16 protein-coding genes are annotated in these 20,053 nt (G+C 39.1%); 11 read left to right on the top strand and 5 right to left on the bottom strand.

Going from position 1 to position 20,053, the window contains the following annotated elements; genetic code table 11:
• The gene (locus BMX34_RS01535) at positions 1-684 is read left to right on the top strand and encodes a phosphoribosylaminoimidazolesuccinocarboxamide synthase (protein ID WP_092570077.1); all 684 of its coding nucleotides are present in this window, start codon (positions 1-3) and stop codon (positions 682-684) included.
• A 94-nt stretch (positions 685-778) separates the two neighbouring features.
• On the opposite strand, the gene BMX34_RS01530 is transcribed toward BMX34_RS01535, so the two are convergent.
• Together BMX34_RS01530 and BMX34_RS01525 are read right to left on the bottom strand one after the other, a co-directional pair.
• Complete coding sequence (locus BMX34_RS01530) at positions 779-1,870, bottom strand: DUF1189 family protein (protein WP_092570075.1); 1,092 nt, start codon at positions 1,868-1,870, stop codon at positions 779-781.
• Entirely contained in the window at positions 1,870-4,509 is a 2,640-nt protein-coding gene (locus BMX34_RS01525; protein WP_092570073.1) for a YfhO family protein, read from the bottom strand. Before BMX34_RS01525 ends, BMX34_RS01530 begins: the two co-directional genes overlap by 1 nt.
• Before the next feature lie 148 nt (positions 4,510-4,657).
• Here BMX34_RS01525 and BMX34_RS01520 point away from each other — a divergent pair, with 148 nt between their 5' ends.
• Positions 4,658-6,790 carry a peptidoglycan D,D-transpeptidase FtsI family protein gene (locus BMX34_RS01520; protein WP_234971653.1) on the top strand — a complete coding sequence of 711 codons (2,133 nt, stop codon included), beginning with the start codon at positions 4,658-4,660 and terminating at the stop codon, positions 6,788-6,790.
• 162 nt (positions 6,791-6,952) lie between these two features.
• Here the strand turns inward: BMX34_RS01520 and BMX34_RS01515 are convergent, their stop codons facing one another.
• The gene (locus tag BMX34_RS01515; protein WP_092570071.1) at positions 6,953-7,555 is read right to left on the bottom strand and encodes an endolytic transglycosylase MltG; all 603 of its coding nucleotides are present in this window, start codon (positions 7,553-7,555) and stop codon (positions 6,953-6,955) included.
• A gap of 14 nt (positions 7,556-7,569) precedes the next feature.
• A complete protein-coding gene (locus BMX34_RS01510; RefSeq protein WP_092570069.1) occupies positions 7,570-7,998 on the bottom strand; it encodes a hypothetical protein in 429 nt (142 codons plus the stop codon).
• A gap of 256 nt (positions 7,999-8,254) precedes the next feature.
• Between BMX34_RS01510 and rpmG the strand changes: the two genes are divergently transcribed.
• The 8 genes from rpmG (at position 8,255) to BMX34_RS01470 (ending at position 15,301) form a co-directional block, all read left to right on the top strand.
• A complete protein-coding gene (rpmG, locus tag BMX34_RS01505) occupies positions 8,255-8,407 on the top strand; it encodes a 50S ribosomal protein L33 (protein WP_092570067.1) in 153 nt (50 codons plus the stop codon).
• A 115-nt stretch (positions 8,408-8,522) separates the two neighbouring features.
• Complete coding sequence (locus BMX34_RS01500) at positions 8,523-9,101, top strand: 5-formyltetrahydrofolate cyclo-ligase (RefSeq protein ID WP_092570065.1); 579 nt, start codon at positions 8,523-8,525, stop codon at positions 9,099-9,101.
• Positions 9,085-9,753 (top strand): rhomboid family intramembrane serine protease, encoded by a 669-nt coding sequence (locus BMX34_RS01495; protein ID WP_092570063.1) that lies wholly within the window; start codon positions 9,085-9,087, stop codon positions 9,751-9,753. Before BMX34_RS01500 ends, BMX34_RS01495 begins: the two co-directional genes overlap by 17 nt.
• Positions 9,754-9,768: 15 nt before the next feature.
• Complete coding sequence (locus BMX34_RS01490) at positions 9,769-10,749, top strand: ROK family glucokinase (RefSeq protein ID WP_092570061.1); 981 nt, start codon at positions 9,769-9,771, stop codon at positions 10,747-10,749.
• The gene (locus tag BMX34_RS01485; RefSeq protein ID WP_092570059.1) at positions 10,746-11,141 is read left to right on the top strand and encodes a rhodanese-like domain-containing protein; all 396 of its coding nucleotides are present in this window, start codon (positions 10,746-10,748) and stop codon (positions 11,139-11,141) included. Before BMX34_RS01490 ends, BMX34_RS01485 begins: the two co-directional genes overlap by 4 nt.
• Before the next feature lie 493 nt (positions 11,142-11,634).
• Positions 11,635-13,077 carry an NADP-dependent phosphogluconate dehydrogenase gene (gndA, locus tag BMX34_RS01480; protein WP_092570057.1) on the top strand — a complete coding sequence of 481 codons (1,443 nt, stop codon included), beginning with the start codon at positions 11,635-11,637 and terminating at the stop codon, positions 13,075-13,077.
• Positions 13,078-13,166: 89 nt separating this feature from the next.
• Positions 13,167-13,850 (top strand): response regulator transcription factor, encoded by a 684-nt coding sequence (locus BMX34_RS01475; protein ID WP_457019249.1) that lies wholly within the window; start codon positions 13,167-13,169, stop codon positions 13,848-13,850.
• A complete protein-coding gene (locus BMX34_RS01470) occupies positions 13,847-15,301 on the top strand; it encodes a sensor histidine kinase (protein ID WP_092570053.1) in 1,455 nt (484 codons plus the stop codon). The genes BMX34_RS01475 and BMX34_RS01470 overlap by 4 nt, the downstream gene beginning before the upstream one ends.
• A gap of 326 nt (positions 15,302-15,627) precedes the next feature.
• Here BMX34_RS01470 and yidC read toward each other — a convergent pair whose 3' ends face one another.
• On the bottom strand, positions 15,628-16,581 hold the full coding sequence (yidC, locus tag BMX34_RS01465; RefSeq protein ID WP_092570051.1) for a membrane protein insertase YidC: 954 nt from the start codon (positions 16,579-16,581) through the stop codon (positions 15,628-15,630).
• A gap of 258 nt (positions 16,582-16,839) precedes the next feature.
• On the opposite strand from yidC, the gene BMX34_RS01460 reads away from it, so the two are divergent.
• Positions 16,840-19,548: an FtsK/SpoIIIE family DNA translocase gene (locus tag BMX34_RS01460; protein ID WP_412457627.1), complete on the top strand. Its 2,709-nt coding sequence runs from the start codon at positions 16,840-16,842 to the stop codon at positions 19,546-19,548.
• Positions 19,549-20,053 lie beyond the last annotated feature (505 nt).

The following is a 20,053-nucleotide window of genomic DNA, read 5'->3' as shown; positions in this document are numbered from 1 at the left end:
ATGGAAAAAATCTATCAAGGCAAAACAAAAGATGTCTATCAATTAGAATCTGGCGACGTTCGCTTATTATTTAAAGACAGTATGACCGGTAAAGATGGTGTCTTTGACCCTGGTGAGAATGCGGTAGGTTTAGAAGTTGCGGGTTCTGGTCAAGCGAATTTACAATTGACTCAATATTTCTTTGAGAAAATGCAAGTGGCTGGCATTGCGACACATTACCTGGAAGCTGACTTACAAGGACCTACTATGGATGTTCGTCCCGTGTCTATTTTTGGCAAAGGCTTAGAAGTCATCTGCCGTTTTAAAGCAGCTGGAAGTTTTATTAAACGTTATGGTGATTACATTGAATTTGGTCAAGACTTGCCAGCCTATGTAGAAATCTCCTTGAAAGATGACCAACGGCAAGATCCTTTTATTTCAGCAGAGGCCTTAGACATTCTTGGTATTTTAAGCAAGGAAGATTACCAAGAAATTCGTGACTTAACGATTGCGGCAGCCAAAGTTGTCCGGGATGAATTAGCTAAGCATGACTTGACCTTATTCGATATTAAATTTGAATTTGGTCGTGATAAAGAAACAGGTCAAATTCTCTTAATTGATGAGATTTCTGGCGGTAATATGCGAGTCTTTGATGCCAATCATCAAGCCGTTGATCCCCTAGATTTGGCAAAAGTGTTCGCGTAAGCATAAAATATAAGACAATATAAAAGAAGACCAAGTGTTGACTTACAGGTTCATTAAAGTCAACACTTGGTTTTTATTTTGTAGACTATTCATTTTATTGATCATCCTGCTGATCAGGGTGGTCTTTTTTGTATTGGTTTACATACTCCTGAATTTGAATTTCCAGTTGAATGAGTTCAATTTCTAGTTGTTGCATTTGAGTTTTAAGGGTGTTTTTTTCTTGTTGTGATTGGCTACGTTTATGTTTTTGATAAATCGTCCGATATTCTTGCTGAACCTGTTCTTGTTTAAGTTTGAGTTGATTGAAGTCATCATCTTCCTTGCGCAGGTCGGTTTCCAACTTTTCTTGTTCGGCCTGAATTTTCTGACTGACTTTGATAAAGCCTTGAACTAATTCGGTGTAATCCTTAAAGGATTGGAAGTAAATGAATAGGATGAAAGGTACAAAGATGAATAAAGGTAAATTCAGTGCTGGCCAAATCATCTTTAAGAGTTCAAAGAGGATGAGGGGCACAAGGGTAATGGCAATCATAATCTTTAAGCGAGGTCTAAAACCTAATGGATGGTTGAGGAAGCGATTAAAGATTTTAGCCATCAAGGTCAGTAGGGTCAACATAATCGCATAGGCTAAGACCGCATATAAGAAACTAGTCACACCGACCACGGTTTTGAAAATCAAAGAACTTGCTTTAAAATTCTCTAGAAGTTTCAGAAAATGAGCACGATTGACGAAAGTCTTCGCTGGATCGGTCAGATCATAAGCTGACTGGTCGAGACTTAGGTAGGCTTGGTCGTAAAGTAAATACAGTTGAAAGCGTTTGGTCGCATCAATCCGTTGGAACTTTTCTTGGGACATAGGAATATTATGGAAGAGTGGATTAGACTTGAGACTTGGATCGATTACAATTTGAACATCATCTGATTGATAATAGAGCGGTTTATCGGACTCACTGATGGCTAAATAACCTTGTTCAAAGTTGAAGTCTGGCACATATTGGCCCACTTGGTAGATTTGATTTTGAATATTGGCGACCATAGGCTGCAAATTAAGATAACTATTCAAAGTCATCAACAAAATCGGTATTAAACTGAGCACAAAAAGTTTCCTCAACTTAAATTGGCGAACCTCAATATAAAAACGAGGTTCTTTAAGACTATTGGCAATTATTCGAAATAAATCTGTCATTATTTACATCCTTTTTTAGTTCTTGTCATATATAAATAGATAACGCTTATTAGAAGGCTTGCAATTGAAATCATTATACCAAAGAAAAGAGCTTTTGGCCGGTAAATCATCGATATTTGATGGTCCCCTTGTTCAATCGGGATAGCTAATAAAGTGTGATTCAGGACCGCCTGGCTCTTTACTTCTTGGCCGTCGACCGAGATTTTCCAAGCTGGGTCATAGGGAATCGTGAACAAGAGGTAGGCTTGGTCTTGTTGGATATGCACATGTCCCTGAATCTGATCATGTTTAAACTGATCAATCTGCAAAATATTGGCTTGCCGTTGCTTAATTAGCCGTTGATATTGTTCAAGATTGAGGCGATAAAGCCGAGGCAAATTAGCCTTGAAAGGTATTTTATGTAATTTGATGGCAAGTTCAATATTGGGATGCTTATTTTGATAGGCAATATTAAGCAATTGTCGTGTCTTATAAGGTCGATAATACTTAAGGCCTTGGCCAGCAATATTTAGACTTACGGCATCATTATCATATTGACTTGGTAGACTTAAATAATAGGGATCGGTTGTAGGCAATGAAATTTGATAATTAATCGTTCCCACTTGATCGGCTCGATTTTTATGATAGGTATAATAATCGCCGTCGCCTTTACTGACGACGACCAGATTATCATAGCTTGGCTCAGCTAAAGGCACTTGTTCAAAGAAGTGGGGCGCTAGCTGATCGAAATTTAATAATTGTAAGAGATATTCTTGATTCTCTACCGGTTGATGGTCTTTGAAAGGTGTCAAGTCTTCGACGATCCGAGCAGACACTTCCATCGCTAAGCCTAAGCGACTTGTATTCTCACGTATCAGATAACGATCTTGTTGATCAATAACTGGATAAGCTTCTTTGTCAAAGTTACTGGCTTCTTGGTGGATAACATATTGGCCGGGGTGGTCTGTTTTTAAATAATCAGGACGGGTTAAAATATGATAGCGAATATTAAAGAAGTCATCGAGAAATAAATTTGGATTGGTATAAGTCGCAAAGCCTGAGCCATCAGCTAAACCTAAATAACCGTAAAGTTTGGAAGTTTTTGCTTCTAATGTAGAGCTGAAATGGTCTAGCCCATTGTATTGACCAAAGAACGCTTCATTCTTGGTCCGCATGAAATCTTTGTCAATGCGGTAGAAATCATGGGTACCACTTCTTAAACCCCGAACTGATCGGTCTAGAACCTGAACATAATCCTGAAATTTGGCCTGATCAAGATGAGAGAATTCAGATAGGATTAAGCTTGCATTGCCGTAAATATCCAGACAGGTTAATAAGATTAAAGGATAGATAATCGCTGTTTTTTTGCTAGGATTTAGGTAGACTAAGAGGGTAAAACTGCTAAATATAATCAACGTAGTTAAGATCTTCGCACTAGATAAATAGCTATAATGGCTTAAATTGAAATAGTAATACATTGAATACAAGCTATAAAATAGAAGATTTAAGACCAATGGGCTGAATGTTTGCTGATGATGAATCTGCTCTAAGCTAGTAAGAGCTAACACTAAGCCAAAGAAAGTTAAGGTAAAGGCGAAACGATAAGTATACCAGATTGGGAATTGACCGCCGTGCCACATTAAATCTAAGGGATTATAAATAAAAGAGAGCAGATAAAAGCCGATAAACAAAGACGCACTGACTTTCTTACGCCAATGGATGGTTCTTTGACTAAAGAATAATAACAAAGCCAATAGGGGTAGGCTACCTATATATAAATTAGGGGCCCCTGTCTTAATCTCTTCGAAGTTAAATGCGCCGATAAACAGTTTGGCCACACTATCAGCCAGGCTCATCTGCGTTTGCCAATCAAATTGAGCTTGGAAATGTTGTCCCTTACTCTGCAGAATCGAATTTACAGTTGGGATCAAAATAATGGCGGCCGTTCCAGCAGCTAAGATTGAGCTACCTACAAAATGAATAAATCGCTGCCCGCAATCCTTCAGGGACAGCTTGCCTGTTCGGCCAAAAATGATATATAAAGCATAGCCAATTAGAAAGAGACAGATCATATAAGCGATATAATAATTGATCATCAGCATTAGGCCTAAAGAAAGATAATACAGTTTGCCGTCATGATTAAGCACCAAACGCTCTAAGCCCCAAGCAATGAGGGGTAAGAGAATCATCCCGTCCAACCACATGATATTAAGCAGGTAGACGATATTGTAGGAGCTATAGGCATAGAATAGGGCGAAGCTCAGTTGATAAGCGAGACTAAGATTGAATTTCTGCCGAGTAAAATACAAAAAGCTAATACTACAAGCGAGTAATTTTAGGTAAGTAATCAAAGTGACCGCAATCGGGAAGTCCGTCTCCTTAAAGCCTAAGAATAATAGATTAAAGGGGCTTAATAAATAATAGGTCCATAGCCCAATGGTTTCGCCAGCAATTCCTTTTTGGAAAGAATAGATAAATTGACTATGATCATGGAGGAAAGCTTCTTTAAATAATGCAAAGAAATCAATATATTGTTGACCCAAATCAATGGTTAATAAAGTTTTGGGACCAAAGGGGGCGACTGATAAGCTTAGGCAAATGAGGAGAAATATAAAGGTAAACAAGACAATGTCAATCAGATAAGGATAATATTTCTTCATAATGCCTCCAGAAAGTAAATCATTTTTTAAGATTCAAACTAAGGTCTATAATAATATAAAATTTGGTAAAATCAAAGATGTCTGCTACCCTAATAGCCTGCAATTTGATATACTATGATTCATGATTAAAAGAAGAAAGGAATAGTGATTGACTTTGGCTCAATTTCAAACAAAAAAGAATAAATATCAATCTCATATTCCACGCCGATTAAATTTACTATTTTTAATTGCTTTTGTGGTATTTGCAGCCTTGTTTATTCGTTTAGGCTATTTACAATTATATAATGGAGAAATGTTCAAAAACATGGTACAGCGCACCCAATCTACCCAATCTACGGGATCGGTCCCGCGGGGCATGATTTATGACAGTCGAGGCCAGGTCTTGGTGGGTAATAAACCTGAATTAGCTATTTTATATACACGCGACCGTGATTCTAAAATATCTGCCCAAGATATCATTAAGACCGCCACTGAATTGGCTTCATTAATCGATATTCCGACCAATACTATTACTGAACGCGATATGAAGGACTACTTCTTAGTCAAGAATCCTAAGGTTATTAATGGCCGGCTCTCCAAAGAAGAGAAATTATTAAATGGCTCTGAAGCCTATAAGGCTCAATTAAGTAAAGTGACGGCTGAAGATATCCAGTTCTCCGATGCTGAGAAAAAGATTGTCGCTCTCTTCACCAAAATGAATTCAGCCTTCGCCTTATCAACAGTCACCGTCAAGAATCAAAATGTGACCCAAGAAGAAGTCGCTCGGGTCTCTGAACAATTAGCTAACCTTCACGGGGTAAGTATTGGGACCGATTGGCAACGGGTCTATCCGAATGGCGAGATGATGAAGTCTATCTTTGGCCAAGTGTCAAGCGAACAACGGGGGCTGCCGAGTGAATTAGCCAAGAACTTAATTGCTAAAGGTTATGCGATGAACGACCGCGTAGGGATTTCATATCTCGAGCAACAATACGAAGATGTCTTGCGTGGTACCAAATCACTTTATAATATTGTTACAAATTCGGCCGATGACATTCTTTCTAACCAAATGATTTATGAAGGTAAGAAGGGGGATAATCTTGTACTTACCACCAACATCAATTTCCAGAAGAAATTGGATGATATCGCCGAGAACGCCTTAAAACAAATGACTAATCGTGGCCTAAATGACCGAGTGTATATTGTCGCCATTAACCCTAAAAATGGTGACATTCTAGGCATGAGTGGCAAGCGCTTTGCCTATGATGAAGCGACCGATGCTTATAACTATGATAAGATTGTCGATGATACTTTAGGAGTGATGAGTTCCTCTTATGGGATGGGATCAAGTATCAAACCCGCTATGGTAGCTACCGGTTATAAAGAAGGGGTCATTTCACTTGATAATAATGTCATTATAGACGAGCCGTTGAAATTCCAGGCTTCCCAAGAGAAATCCTCTGTATTTAATCGAACGGGTAAGATTCCAATCGACGATATTCGTGCCTTACAAGAATCTTCCAACATTTATATGATTAAGTTAGCCATGCGGATTGGGGGACAAAACTCTCATGAAGAGAATGGCCCACTCTTAATTAAACCAAATACGATTCAAATTATACGTAATGACTTAGCTGAATTTGGGTTAGGAACTGCTACTGGCATTGACTTACCGATTGAATCACAAGGCTTTAGTCCTGAGAGTGATCAATTAGTATCGGCCCTCGATTTATCCTACGGACAGTTTGACCTATATACGCCTTTACAAATGGCCCAATATGTTTCCACCATTGCTAATGGGGGTATTCGCTATTCCCCACGTTTGGTCAAAGAAATCCGGGGAACTGATGCTAATGGCGAACTCGGTGAAGTGAAAACTTCCATTCCACCAAAAATTCTGAACGTGATTAATCTGGATCCACAAGTCATTGGTCGAATCCAAGAGGGGATGCGTCAAGTGTCGCATACGGATACCGGGACCGCCCGTTATTTCTTCTTAAATTATCCGATTACGATTGGATCTAAGACTGGAACCACGGAAGCATTCTATGCGGGTCCGATTAAATATCAAGCAAATAAACCAGTAACCAATGCCACTTACGTAGGTTATGCGCCTTTTGATGATCCTGAGATAGCGATTAGTGTGGTTGTGCCATACTTAGAGGAAGCTTCTTGGGGCCGTGAAAGTACGCGGATTGCTTATGAAGTGATGAATGCTTACTTTGAGATGCAGGATGCTACTAGTAAGAAAATTCAAGAATACATTAAAGCCAATCCAGATGCGGATGCCTGGGTACAATAATTTGTCCTAAGGCGATAGGTTGTATAGTGAAAAAAGCATCAAATAAAAAAACCGATAGTGCTTGAAAAGTCATCATGACTTCGAGCATTATCGGTTTAATTATTGAGCTGATCAAACTGATTCTATTTCTTTAGCCTCGCCTTATGAAGGACTACGATATTCTTAATAATAGTAAGCTCCATTGGTAATAATTGAGAGGATTTCATCCAGGGACATATCGGCAGAAAGTTGATAGTCATTGGCCTGGATATATTCATTCAATTCCCAAGTATCAATCAAATCTTGCAAGGCTTGAGCATCCGTGATGATTCCTTGATCTAGCAAGAGTTGACCAATTTCAGCCGAACTTAGACCTTCAGGGATAGTCACTGTTTGTTCACCGTTGTTTTGATTTTCTTGGCTATTGTTTTCATCGGTAGTTTCATCAGTGGATTCATCGGTATCTCCGCCATATTCTTTAACTAATGAGGCATTGGCTTTTTGTAGGGATTCGATTTCATCTTGATTTTCTTTGTTGCTTTTCTCTAGCTTGTCTTTGTCTTGTTGAAGCGACTTAATTTCTTGGTTTAAAGAAGCTTGTTCTTCATTTAATTGACTAATTTCGCTTTCTTTTTCTTTCAAGGCAGTTTCATTATTATTGAAAATTGCTTGAACAGACATTCCCTCAAGGGGTGGATTACCCCGGACTAAGGTTTCAAATCCGGCCGTTAATAGGGCAGAAAGCAAGAAACCAATCCCAAGATAGCGATAGGTGTTCTTTTTCATAGGGAATCTCCTTTCTAACGATTTTCGATATAGTCATCAACTAAGGATTGGATCGTGAAAGTATCTAGACCTACTTCTTGTTGAATTTCTTGCAGAGTATATCCTTTAGTGTACATTTCAATAACTGTCTGACGACTTTCTTCGCTAATATTCACCACTTCATCTTGGTCAGCCAAGGCTTCTCGATCTAAGACTAATGTTTTTTCAAGATCATTGGCCTTCGCTTCTGGGAAAGTTGTCGCACTTGAATGTGAAGATGGTTGATAGACAACGGCTTCTAATTCAGATAGGCGGGTCTTAATTGAATTAAGTTCTTGCGATACTTGAATCATGTTTTCGTTGACTAAATCTTCCATGTCATTATCATTTTTTGTAAATAAGGATGCTACTAAGCAAATAATAGCAATAATTAATAGTATGATTACTAATAACCAAATTTCCATTATTACACCTCTTTCTAATCTGCTAATCTATATTTTATCAAACTAATTCAGATGTGCCAATATAAAACAACCACTATTCAAAACTTGCCTGGTAATGAGTAATTTTGCTAACTAAAGCGTCTTCTTAATAGAAAAAACTTTATCGGTCGAATGTTTATAAGAAGCTAAAAATTTTGCTAGCCAAACGCTTGTCAAAATGCTATACTACTTTAGTATTGTTTTTGTGAACAAAATTTTTCAGTTTGGAGGGAAAGACATGCGCGTTAATATCAACTTAGAATGTACTGAATGTGGCGATCGTAACTACTTAACCACTAAGAACAAACGTAATAATCCAGATCGGATTGAAATGAAGAAATATTGTCCACGTTTACGTAAAGTAACTTTACACCGCGAAGTTAAGAAATAGTTAATGATTATCGTTCACCAGCAAAATCTTCGGATTTTAGCTGGTTTTTTGCTATTTATATATTTATAACGATTTATATGCTAGAATAGTGGTATTCTGACGGGAGGGATCGTCCATGGATAAAAATGACTTGAGAAAGAAGATGCTGAATCAGCTAGCGGAAATGCCTTTAGCGGAAAGACAAGCTCAAGAAGAAATTCTTTATCAAAAACTAAAAGACCAACTTACTCAACAGCAAGTTAAGAAATTAGGTTTCTATTGGGGACGGGCCCCTGAAATTGATACGGCCTGGATGATCAAAGAACTCAATCATCTAGCGATTGAAATCTATTTGCCGCGGGTTGAGAAGCAAAGACAATTAAGTTTTCGCAAGTTTATGGGTGAGGATCAATTAGTCAGTTCGAAGATGGGGATCATGGAGCCAGCTAAGGAGATTGCAGAAGGTTCAGTGGCAGACCTAGATCTTTTGATTGTGCCTGGATTAGCTTATCAAGCATCCGGCTTCCGTTTAGGATATGGCGGCGGCTATTATGATCGAGTCTTGTTGGCCCATCCCAAGCTAGCTACGCTTTCTTTGGCTTTTGATTTTCAACTTTGTCAGCAAGAAGCTTGGCCGGTAGAAGACCATGATCAGGCAGTGGATCAGCTAATCGTCGCCAGAAAGGGAGAAGGTCTTCATGAAAACCACAAATAAAAAGCCAATCATGACTTATCTTTTTTTGGCGCTTAATATTCTAGTATTTCTCTATATGCTAGTGGTTTATGGAACGACGACCGATGCCAGAGTCTTGCTCTTAATGGGAGCCAAATTCAATTATCTCATCTTGGTTCAAGGGGAATGGTGGCGTTTAATCACGGCAGCCTTTATCCATATTGGCCTGAGTCATATTCTATTTAATGGGATTTCTCTATATTTTATGGGCTTAGAGCTCGAGCCACTCTTAGGAAGTTTCAAATTTAGCCTGGTTTATTTGTTAGCTGGGTTAGGCGGAAATCTCGCTTCTTTCGCTTTTAATCCAGCTAATATTTCAGCAGGGGCTTCAACCAGTATTTTTGGTTTATTTGCGAGTTTCGTAGCCTTAGCCTATATTTATCCTCAATCGACGTGGATCCGTCAACGAGCCCGAAACTTTATTATGTTAATCGCTTTAAATATTATCAATGGTTTATTAATCCCAGATATTGATAATTGGGGGCATATTGGTGGAGCTATCTTCGGCTTTTTGGTAACGGTGGTTCTCTTAAGGCCTCAACAAGCAACCCGCAAGACTCATAAAAGTCTGGCCTTTTTGCTCCTTGTTGGACTCAGTATGCTATTTTTATATCTTGGTTATCAGAGTATATAATTTAGGAGGGATCAGATGTCCAAAAAAATTATCGCAATCGATTTAGGGGGAACTTCTACCAAGATGGCTATTGTATCTGGCCAAGGAGAAATCCTACAAAAATGGAGTATCGCCACCAATATTCTCGATCAGGGACAACACATTGTTCCTGATATGATTAAAAGCCTGCAAGATCGGCTAGCTCTCTATAAAATGACTGAAGCTGATTTCTTAGGCATTGGTCTAGGATCGCCAGGCACGATTGATCAAGCAGCTGGTACGATAGAAGGAGCCTATAATCTTAACTGGGCTCAGGCTCAGCCAGTCAGAGAACTCTTTAGCCAAGCTTTTGACCTGCCTTTCTATATGGATAATGATGCGAACGTGGCCGCTCTGGGTGAGCAGTGGCAAGGTGCTGGTGACGGTTTAAGCGATGTGGTCATGGTGACCCTGGGCACAGGAGTTGGTGGGGGTATTGTGGTTAACCACCAATTAGTCCATGGCGCGGTCGGTGCAGCCGGGGAGATTGGCCATATTACCATTGATCCTGAATTGGACTTTGAATGTACGTGTGGCAAAAAAGGGTGTCTAGAAACAGTCGCTTCAGCTACCGGCATTGTCAATTTGGCTCGCCATTTCGCTGAATCTTATGCCGGAGATTCTGAGATTAAACAGATGATTGATGATGGCCAGCTAGTTTCGGCTAAGGATATTTTTGATCAAGCTCAATTGGGCGATCATTTTGCCCAGTCGGTGGTTGAACAATTCTGCCAATACTTAGGCTTGGCTTGTTCCCATATCGCTAATATGCTAAATCCTCAAAAAATTGTCTTGGGCGGTGGGGTTTCACACGCCGGAGTTTATTTATTGGAGCGAACTCACCAGTATATGAATCAGTATTGTTTTACTCAAGTTAGAGAAAGCACAGACCTGGTCCTGGCACGTTTAGGAAATGATGCAGGATTGCTGGGTGCGGCTCAACTTGTTAATTTAATTCAGAATGGAGTTAGAGAATGAATTTATTATATGCCTTAGTTGTTTTATTAGCCTTAATTGTCTTGGCTTATGGTTTATATCAGTTGTACCTTTGGATTATTCGTCGAAATTCAGCTGAGTTAGTGGATACGCCCGAGATTCAAGAAAACATGCGTAAGAATCAAGTTGTCGACGTTCGTGAAACACCGGAGTTTGATGCCAATCATATCTTGGGTGCTAGAAATATTCCTTTTTCTCAATTTAAGATGCGCTTTAGTGAAATTCGTAAAGACCAAGCAGTTTATTTGTATGATGACCATATGAATTACGCTTCTAGAGCAGCCCACATTTTGAAGAAGAATGGTTATTCATCAATCTACATTCTTAAAGGTGGGTTTAGTCAATGGTTCGGTAAAACCAAGAGTTTGCTATAATTAGTCCATCTAATTAAATAGAAATTGGCGACCTCCCATTGGTCATAAAAATTAAGTCATTCAAGACGGAAGAAGCCCCAAACCATCTTTACCAGGTATAAAGTAAAATGGTTGGGGCTTTTTATCGGTACACTCGTTCAGAATGCGAATTTATCCTTGGAGTAAAGTGTGTCCCGCGGGATTATAGAATGATTCTGTCAAAGAATCCAGCATTCTAGGTATAAATCTGTTATGATAGATTAGTAGGTCATAGAGAGGATTAGATTTCCAACAATTGAAGCTAGGATGACCACTATTATAATGATGGCAAATGCTTTGGTCATTCGGTCCATTTTAGATTTTTTCTTCATTAAATATAACTCCTTAAATTTTTTGATTTCTTATATTTTAACGAAATCATTTTGAATTAGCAAATAAGCTTTTATCAGGATATTATCTTTATTCTTCGCTAAGAATTTGATAAACTAGTAACATTGAGAAGGGGGAGTATGATTTGGCAAAACAAGAAATTGGTGTCATTGGAATGGCCGTAATGGGTCGTAACTTGGCTTTAAATATTGAAAGTAAAGGATATTCTGTATCGATTTTTAATCGGAGTCGGGCAAAGACTGACGATGTGGTGGCATCTTATCCAGATAAGCAACTTTTGGCCACTTATTCATTAGAAGAGTTTACCCAAAGTTTAGCAAAACCAAGAAAGATTATCTTAATGGTAAAAGCTGGTGCGCCGACGGATGCTACGATTGAAAGCCTTTTACCTTACTTAGAAAAAGGGGATATTCTTATTGATGGCGGAAATACCTTCTTTAAAGATACCATGCGCCGAAGTGAAGAGTTAGCAAGTACTGGCGTTAATTTTATCGGGACTGGGATTTCTGGGGGTGAAGATGGAGCGCGCTTAGGTCCTTCAATGATGCCAGGCGGTCAGAAAGCGGCTTATGAGCTAGTAGCCCCCATCCTTAAAGATATTGCTGCCAAAGCTGAAGATGGTAGTCCTTGTGTGACTTACATTGGCCCAAATGGGGCGGGTCACTATGTCAAGATGGTCCATAATGGAATTGAATACGGTGATATGCAACTCATTGCTGAAATTTACGATTTACTTCGACGCGGTTTAGACCTATCTGCTCAAGAAATTGGGACCTTGTTCGCTGAATGGAATCAAGCAGAATTAGATAGCTTTTTGATGGAGATTTCTGCTGAAATCTTGCAGACAGTGGACCCTCGTAGTCAAGAACCCATGGTTGATATGATTAAAGACCAAGCGGGCAACAAAGGAACTGGGAAGTGGACTTCTCAGAGTGCCTTGGATTTAGGTGAACCTTTGTCGTTGATTACTGAATCTGTCTTCGCTCGATTCATCTCAGCTTTAAAAGAAGAGCGAATTCAGGCTAGTCAACTTATTCCAGCTTTCCAGCCGACAGAAAGTATTGCCAAGGAAGACAGAACAGCATTTATTGAAGATTTGCGCCATGCTTTATATTTTGCCAAGATAATGTCTTATGCTCAAGGCTTTGCTCAACTTAAGACAGCGAGTGAAACTTATCAATGGGACTTACCATTTGCTGAGATTGCTTCTATCTGGCGAGCTGGTTGTATTATTCGCGCTGGTTTCTTACAAAATATCACTGATGCTTTCCAAACTCAGCCTGATTTACAGAATTTAATGCTAGATCCATACTTCTTAAAGATTGTGAACACACATCATCAAGCAGTGAGACGTGTGGTAAGTAAGGCTGTTCAATTGGGTATCCCTGTACCTACATTATCTGCGGCTATTGCTTATTATGATTCTTATCGTACCCCTGTTTTGCCGGCTAATTTGATTCAAGCCCAACGGGATTATTTTGGTGCTCATACTTACCAACGCAATGATCTGGAAGGAACCTATCATTTCCTTTGGAAAGAAGGTAAAGAGGAGAAACTAGAAGATTAATTAGTGGTTTGATTGATAAAAATGCGATAAAATACTCATAAGTATATTAGAATTAGATGAGGAGGATAGCGGTGACTGAGGAAAATAATATTAAAGTCCTTATTATTGAGGACGAAAAAAATCTAGCCCGCTTTGTAGAATTAGAATTGAAACACGAAGGTTATCAAACAGCAATTTGCTATGATGGCCGTACTGGGTTGGAGACAGCCTTGAATGAAGATTGGGACGTTATTCTGCTTGATTTAATGTTGCCTGAATTAAATGGTCTTGAAGTTACCCGTCGGATTCGGCCGATTAAAGATACTCCGATTATTATTATGACCGCGCGTGATTCAGTCATTGATCGGGTGTCTGGCTTGGATCAAGGGGCTGATGATTATATTGTTAAACCATTCGCGATTGAAGAATTGCTGGCTCGCTTAAGAGCGCTATTCCGGCGAATTAACCATGAAGATGATCAAAAAGCTAGCCATCAACCAACGGTTAAATATCGTGACCTAGTGGTTGAAAAAGCCAGCCGTATTGTTAAACGTGGTGATGAGATAATTAACTTAACCAAGCGTGAATTTGAACTCTTGTTATATTTAATGGAGAATGTAAACATGGTACTATCCCGCGACATTCTCTTAGATCAAGTTTGGGGTTATAAATCGGATGTAGAAACCAACGTGGTCGATGTCTACATTCGATATATCCGAAATAAGATTGATGTGCCTGGTAAAGAATCTTATATTCAAACAGTCCGTGGAACGGGCTACGTTATGCGCACATGAAAGAATTTGTCAAAAATCATTTGAAGCATCCCCTATCTCTTCGTTGGAAATGGGGGATTATTCTCTTTATTGTCTTCTCAATTTTTGGGTGCATCATCTTAGGAGCCTATCGCAATTTAACCTTAGACTATCAAAAAAACATTTATATGGAGACCTATCAGGCAAAAAGTGATGCCACAGTTCGCTTACTCGAAGAAAAGATGAATGATTACAATCAAAGTGAATTGATGCGGACGATTGATGTCATTGAACGGGACGGGACGATGATCCGCCTCTTTAATCAACGGAATCGATTAGTCTATGAAACGGATACCTTAGGAATTTCGACGGGAGATTTTGATAATAAAATCAAGCTCGTGGATTCCCCCAATGGTTCACTGCTGATTACTTCAAATAAAGTTGGTGTGGGAACTAACAATCAGGCTATGGGCATCATTCAATATATTGTCAACATCTCCTCTTATGACAAATTGAAAGTGAAACTCGATAATTTCTTAATTTTATCGATGGGGATCATGATGATTTTCACCTTACTGCTGTCATTCTTGCTAAGTCATTTATTCTTGAAACCTTTGCATTACTTAAATAATTCTTTAGACTTGGTGGAAGAAGAAAGTTTGTCTTATATGCGTGTGAAGCAACCGCGGTCAAATGATGAGTGGTCCGATTTAATTATCCATATTAATAAGTTACTTGACCGAATTGATAAGTATGTTTCCAATCAAAAACAATTCGTCGAAGATGTTTCTCATGAATTAAGAACCCCTGTGGCTATCGTTGAAGGCCACCTTAAGCTATTAAGTCGTTGGGGTAAAGACGATCCTGAAGTTCTCGATGAATCGATTAAAGCTTCCTTGCAAGAAATAACACGGATGAAAGAGTTGGTTCAAGAGATGCTTGATCTGTCTCGAGCTGATCATGTCAATATCGATTATAAATATGAAATTACTGATATTTATGGATCAACCCGTCAGACCTTTAATAATTTTGTCATGTTGCATCCTGATTTTAACTTTTTCTTAGATAGTGATGAAAGTGAAGAAGAAGTGTATGTTCAAATGTACCGAAATCATTTCGAGCAAGTACTGATTATCCTCTTAGATAATGCGGTCAAATATTCACAAAACCGAAAAGAAATTCACGTTTCTATTTCGCAGAGCTTAAATAAAATTGAAATTGCCGTCCAAGATTTCGGTGAAGGAATGTCTGAAGAGGACAAAGAGCAAGTGTTTAGTCGTTTCTACCGAGTTGATAAGGCACGATCTCGAGAGAAGGGTGGCAATGGTCTTGGTTTAAGTATTGCTAAGCAATTAATCGAAGGATACCGTGGCGAAATTCGAGTTGATTCTTCGCTAAACTATGGCTCGATTTTTTACATTGAACTACCGATTCTGACCGATACCCGGCAGATTTATAAGAGCAAACAAATGGCCGAACGAAAGGCCATCTAATTCAGAGCTTACCTAGGAGTTTTCTAGGCAAGCTTTTTTATTATGGTTACTTTCATCGATCATAAATTTTAATTACGATGACCCTCTATAAAAGGACCTAAAGATTGCTTAAAAATCATAGTATACTAAATAGATTTAAGGATTAGGAGGTCAGTAAAAAATCCATGAATCAGGCTAAATCAACCAATAGCTAGCAATCTACTGAATAATATCTTCGGATTGAGGGGTTATTTTAGTGCTTATTAATAAAAGTTCTAAAAAAGACCTAAGCACCAGCGGTACTTAGGTCTTGAAAAAATTATTCAAATTAAAGCTTACGAGCTAACTTATTTACGCCGTTGTTTACCTTCATTTCGGCGGCGTTTGCTTTGATTACGGACTTGATTTTTGGTCGGGACGAGGCGATCGCTATCTTCTGGATTCACTGTTTTTACCACTTTTTTACGAGGCTTACGCGGCATATTCTTAAATTTCTCAAGTTCTTTCTCAACTTGTTCAGTAATTTTTGGTCGAGCTACTTGATTCATATATAACTGTTGCACAATCGCGAAGAGTCCACCGGTTAAGAAATAAATTCCCAATCCTGCCGCAGACGCATAGGTGATCCATCCTAACATAATAGGGTTAACGAGCATCATTGATTTAGACGTAGAAGCCGCTTGAGGATTGGCTGATTGTGGCATGGTCTTGGAAGCCAACCAACCTTGTAAACCATAAATCAAGGCCACAATGACCGTTAATAACAAGGATCGTTCGCCTAGGTTCAAGCCTAAGAAGACAGAGTTCTTAATTTCTGGCGACGTTCTAATCGCAGCATAAATAGCAGAGATAAAAGGCATTTGTAAGAGTAGCGGTAAGCAACCACTTAAGCCACCTAACATATTGATACCATATTTCTTCTGTACAGCCATTAATTCACTGTTAAGGGCTAGCTTTTCTTTCGGATCTTCAGTGAGTTCTAGTTCAGCACGAATTTCATCAAGTTCAGGTTGGGCCACTTTCATCCGTGCACTGGATTCGATAGTTGATCGGGTCATCTTCATCGACGACGGTAACATCAGAATCCGGGTTAAGATCGTTACAATAATAATGGCAATTCCATAATTATTGCCGAACATACTAGCTAACCAGTTTAAGAAGAGGGCCGCTGGATGGCCCAGGTATTCATAGACCCAGCCACTAGGATTACCAGCAGCATCATAAGAAACGCAACCTGATAATGTTAATACCAGAAAAGACAATAAGAAAAAAAGTTGTAACTTCTTTTGATTAAATTTCATTCACTTCACTCCATTATTTTTCATCTTTACTACTATATAAAAGAAATGGTCTGATTGCAATTGTTTCAGAGAAAACTGTTTCAGATTTGTGCCGAAGTCAACCGATCATTGCCGAAATTTTCTAGAATAGGGTCTTTCGCGATTAAGGAATATTTAGAGTCTCTTTAGCTGGTGTCTAGCTATCGCTATGGTAAAAGTTTAATGATATAATAGGATGTACGCTTAAAACACTGATTTTATGTAAGGAGCGAGAGCGTTTTGGCGAAAACTCATTCAAACAACAAACAAAATAAAAATATTTATAAAAATTTCAATATCCAATATTTTTTGATCGGTCTGATTTTATGTTTTATGACCTTTATTGCTTTCTTCCAATGGGGCTTCTTGGGAACCATCTATTGTAACTTTTTCCGTCTATTTGTCGGTGAGAATTATCCCTTGTTGTTATTGGTATTATTATTCGCTGGCATCTGGATGGTGTTAAGAGGGCAATTACCGATTATTTCCTGGCGCCACTTGCTAGGAGGCGGCTTAGTATTTATTGCTTTATCTACGCTCAGTCATTTCAATGAATTTGCCAAGCAAGAACCTTTAACCGAAGATATCCTCAGTCTCACCTTCGATATTTTTAAGAATGAATTTCTAACGGGTCAGCAACGGATTTCGTTAGGTGGTGGGATGCTTGGAGCACTATTTTATAAGACGTTTGGCTACCTTTTTGGTCAATGGGGGACCTATCTTTTTTCTGCTGTCGTCTTTTTTCTAGGTTTATTTATTCTAACTCGGATTAAGATTACCGAGGTCTATCAAGCTTGTCGGATTCTCTTTAGCCAGATTGGTGGAAATCTCCAACAGGTCTCAAGTAAGGTAAGTGAGATTTCTGTTAAAAATAAACAAGCTTACCAGGAAAAGATGGAACGACAGGTGATTGATGCGGAGACAACTGAACTAAAACAAGCGCCAAGGCCAGCTAAACAAAATTCAAGTCTGCTTGACCGTTGGCGATCTTTTATCGACCGCGAATTCAACTTGTCAATGGATCATTCACCGGCGGAGACAGATCAGGAAGATGATGATCAGACCTACCAGCCGGCTTTTGAGGAGACTCAGCCCTATCCGACTGAAACCTTCCAGGCTAGTGATCAGATGAGTCCTTGGGCTCGTCAACGGCATGCTGATCAGATGAGTGATGTGGTGCTTGATCTAGATTATTTTGACCAACTATCGGCTGAACAGTCAGTGAGCCAAAACACGACAACAAATACAGATGCCAATGTATCAGACAGTCCTATTGCTGAATCTTCAACACAATCTCAAGCGGATGAACAATCAGTCTTTGTCTCTGAAAAAAAAGACATTATAAATAAGAGCGAAGCAGATACGATGGATGTTAAGCCAGAACCATCAGACGAAAGCTTGCTCCAACAGGCTGGTCATTGGCAAGATCAGGCTCATCAACGGCAGAATCTAACCGATGACCAATTAGAAAACGAATTAGCAGCTGAGGATCAACCAACAACAACAAAAGGACTAAAAAAAGCTAAGACCAAAGATCAAGCTTATCAGCTTCCGGGCAAGGATCTCTTGACCCAACGTCCGCCAGTCGATCAATCTGAAGAATATCAAAAAATTAATCAAAATATTAAAAAATTAGAGCAAACTTTCCAAAGTTTTGGGGTAGATGCTCGAGTCGTTAAAGCTAATTTGGGGCCGGCGGTAACAAAATATGAAATCGAGCCCGCCATTGGCGTCAAAGTTTCTAAGATTGTTTCCTTAACCGATGATATTGCGTTGGCCCTGGCAGCTCGCGATATCCGGATGGAGGCTCCAATTCCTGGTAAATCCTTAATTGGGATTGAAGTGCCAAATAGCCAAATCAGTCCAGTTTCTTTCAACGAGATCGTGGACGCTGCTTTATCTAGCGATAATTTATTGGAAGTACCTTTAGGTCGTGATGTAGCAGGGGCGATTTCTACGGCTGATTTAAGTAAGATGCCTCACTTATTGATTGCCGGTTCGACAGGTTCAGGTAAATCAGTGGGTATGAATGTGATTATTTGTTCCTTATTAATGAAAGCTTATCCTGAAGAAGTTAAATTTCTGATGGTGGATCCGAAGAAAGTCGAATTAACCATGTACAACGAAATTCCGCATTTGTTGGCACCTGTGGTGACAAATCCACGAAAAGCGGCCAAGGCACTTAATCAGGTGGTCGAAGAAATGGAACGCAGATATGAACGTTTTGCCGAAACCAATGTTCGTAATCAAGAATCTTATAATGAATATATTGAAAAATTAAACCAAACCGAGGGAACCGGCTATGCCAAGATGCCTAAAATTGTCGTCTTCATTGACGAGTTAGCTGATTTGATGCTAGTGGCTGGAAATGAAGTTGAGAATGCGATTATTCGCTTGGCTCAGATGGCACGAGCAGCGGGGATCCATATGATTATAGCCACGCAAAGACCTTCGGTCGATGTCATTACTGGAATTATCAAAGCCAATATTCCTTCACGTTTGGCTTTCGCTGTAACTTCAGGTACCGATTCGCGAACGATTTTGGATGCGAATGGAGCTGAAAAGCTACTTGGTAAAGGGGATATGCTCTTCCAACCTATGTCCTTAAACAAACCTATTCGGGTTCAAGGGGCCTATATCTCAGACGCAGAAGTCGAGCGCATAACCAACTTTATCAAAGATCAGCGTGAAGCAGAATATGATGAAGAAATGATTATTTCTGATGAAAAGATGGATGCGATTGAAGCTAGTGAAGACGAGTACTTTGAGGACGCTGTTGAGTTGATTAAAGATCAAGAAACTGTTTCTATCTCTCAACTTCAACGGAAGTTCCGGATTGGCTATAATCGGGCTGCTAGACTGATTGATGATCTAGAAGCTCTGGGGTATATTGGTCCCGCAGATGGATCAAAACCCCGCCAGGTTTATCTAAATGATTTCTCTTCCTAGTAGAAACATCACTATGATTGCATTCAATTCTGAATTTGGCTGTTTCAAAAAATAATCTTGATTGATAATAACTGCTTGTCTAGTTCAAAGTTATTAAATGCTAATTCTGATTCTTTAAAAAATAAAAGATAAATAAATCTGGGTGATTTGCAAGTGAACGTCCTTCAAAGTAAAACTTTTTCGGACTAGATCCACTAGACAAGCACTACGCGACAAGTCGCTAAGTGCTTGTAAGCTGCGTGGATTTTCTTTATTCTTGCGATTCACCCAGATTTATCTTTTATTTTTCAAGCAATTTTTAAATTACGCTTACAAAATCTTGATCATAAAGGATTCGTCTTAAATGTCAATCCTTGAGTAGTAGTAAGATTATATTTTCTCAAAGTATATAGTTTTTACAGGATACGTTTCTAAAAGCCAGAGGCTTCAAGGGACTGATATGAGTAAAGTATGCTGATCCGATGGTTTTCTTTTTCAGGGTTGTCCTAGGCAAGCATATTTTATT

Origin of the sequence: Ignavigranum ruoffiae, assembly GCF_900110675.1 — a bacterium.
In the GTDB taxonomy this organism is placed as follows: Bacteria; Bacillota; Bacilli; order Lactobacillales; family Aerococcaceae; genus Ignavigranum; species Ignavigranum ruoffiae.
The sequence above is the reverse complement of the archived record's forward strand: the minus strand, read 5'-3'. Positions and strand labels throughout refer to the sequence as shown.